Genomic DNA, 1,906 nt, shown 5'->3' on the forward strand with positions numbered 1-1,906 from the left:
GCTAAAGCCAACCGAAATTCATCTCCCACCTACTCATTGGTGCGATTCGCACCTTCACATTCCTTGAGGATGGGAGACTTCTTTCGGAAAAACGTTAAATAAACCAATGCCGAAAAAATGAAGAGCGCAAAAGATATTCCTTCATATTTTTTCACAAAATTTCCCCTCTCTTTTTTGTTGAATATTTATTTAGCAGGCAATTCCCGCAGTTCCTACGGTTAGAAGCCTTATGACCTCATTTTTAAGATTGATACTTGCGGTCAAATCCCGGTTTGTATGGCGGATATGGCAATTCGGACATTCCCATTCCCGTACTGGCAGGTTTTTAACGTCTTTATTTTGGTAGCTTGCAGCACGAACACAGTTGGGAACTGGAACTGGGAAAGATTTTGGATACAGCTACTTGATCCATATGGGTTGAACGGGATTTTAGAGGTATGACGAATATGCCACACCCAATATTTTTCAATCATTTTTAAATATATCGAGCAGAATATGAGATCCATTCATTGGATGATCGTGGATCGTAATAAAGTAATGCTGGTCAGAATATATTTTCCACTCTTTAGGCCCCTCATCAAAGATAATTTCCAAAAAAATATTGCAATCATCTTTTTCATTATTTTTAGCCAATTGTTCGTAAACATAGGGTACCCATACTTCTCCCTGCAATTCTAAGCTTCGATATCCGATTTCCCCAAACCAACAATTAAACGTCTTTCGCAACAATCGATAATTCCTTTCACCATAATCATTTTTGGAAAATAAACCTCGAAAATCAAATTTTTTCGCTAACCAATATTGTATATCTTCTTCCTGTATATTTGAACGCAAACATTCCCCCCATATCTCTTTACCCTTTTCTAAGAAAGACTTCCTATCAATAAAACCTTCTCTTTCAAGAGGCAGATAAGGAAACTTATCGCCTTCATTTTCCAAATTGGTATAAGCGTTATGAATATAGATTAAAAAATTAAAGTTATAAGAAATCACATCTCCTACGTTGATCACAATATTCCTTCTTTCTGTAATGAATTTTACTTGTTATCCACTTCTGATTCATTTATAATTTTTATATTATTACAACAAAAATCAAAAGGGGTATGTGTGTATGAAAAAAGTTTTTATCCTTGCTGTTATTGTCCTAGCTCTTTTCTTTTCTGGTTTTATCGGAAACAAACCAGCAATTGCAGAATCACCGGATTCAACCGACGAAATAACTATCAATGCAACAAGTGATCTCAATGACCAAGGTAACTCGACAAGTTCAGTCTCCACTGTTTCTGAAACAAATCCTCTTTTTATCCCTACAGATCCTGAACTCAATACAAAATATGGTTCAGGTGGTATATCTAAGATAACATATGTTGGCGGGGGTCAATTATACTGGTACGTCAAGCCAGCTACGAAATGGCCATATTACTTTGATGGAACAATAAAAGTAGTGTATGACAGCGGACATACACCCAGAATTTATGAGATAAGTGGAGTTGGGGCACTCGGTAGTTCAGTATCGGATACGATTCCAATTTCTAAAACTAAAGGTGCCACAGCTTATCTAACAGGAACTGCATACGCTCTAAAGGGAGATCAATATTTAGTTGTCCCTGGATGTAAAACTCATTATAAATATGGATACTAAGCATTCATGTAATCAAAGAAATTTGAGGTTTGCACAAAAATGAGCCCCCCTGATACGATAGATGGTGTCCAAAGCATCAAAGAAAAAATGGGCCCTTAATTGATACTCAGGGAGGACTCACCATGAATCAATTATACTCAAAATCATAAGATTTCGCAAATTACGTCATCAACGCACAGTTCTGAAGAGTAAATTCATCAATTTTTAGATGTTTTATGATAAAATGACTTATCCACATTTAGAAAATTTTTCCATCTATTTTTT

General features: G+C 35.8%; 2 protein-coding genes and 1 pseudogene. 1 reads left to right on the forward strand and 2 read right to left on the reverse strand.

Annotation, left to right across the window (positions count from 1 at the left end; genetic code table 11):
- Nucleotides 1-189: 189 nt before the first annotated feature.
- Together IC21_RS16355 and IC21_RS11595 are read right to left on the reverse strand one after the other, a co-directional pair.
- Nucleotides 190-403, reverse strand: a pseudogene (locus tag IC21_RS16355) (zinc ribbon domain-containing protein); the annotation flags it as partial.
- Nucleotides 404-465: 62 nt separating this feature from the next.
- Nucleotides 466-1,011 carry a hypothetical protein gene (locus tag IC21_RS11595; protein WP_029142932.1) on the reverse strand — a complete coding sequence of 182 codons (546 nt, stop codon included), beginning with the start codon at nucleotides 1,009-1,011 and terminating at the stop codon, nucleotides 466-468.
- A 100-nt stretch (nucleotides 1,012-1,111) separates the two neighbouring features.
- On the opposite strand from IC21_RS11595, the gene IC21_RS11600 reads away from it, so the two are divergent.
- Nucleotides 1,112-1,642: a hypothetical protein gene (locus IC21_RS11600; protein ID WP_017554544.1), complete on the forward strand. Its 531-nt coding sequence runs from the start codon at nucleotides 1,112-1,114 to the stop codon at nucleotides 1,640-1,642.
- Nucleotides 1,643-1,906 lie beyond the last annotated feature (264 nt).

Origin of the sequence: Heyndrickxia coagulans DSM 1 = ATCC 7050 (genome assembly GCF_000290615.1) — a bacterium.
In the GTDB taxonomy this organism is placed as follows: Bacteria; Bacillota; Bacilli; order Bacillales; family Bacillaceae_C; genus Weizmannia; species Weizmannia coagulans.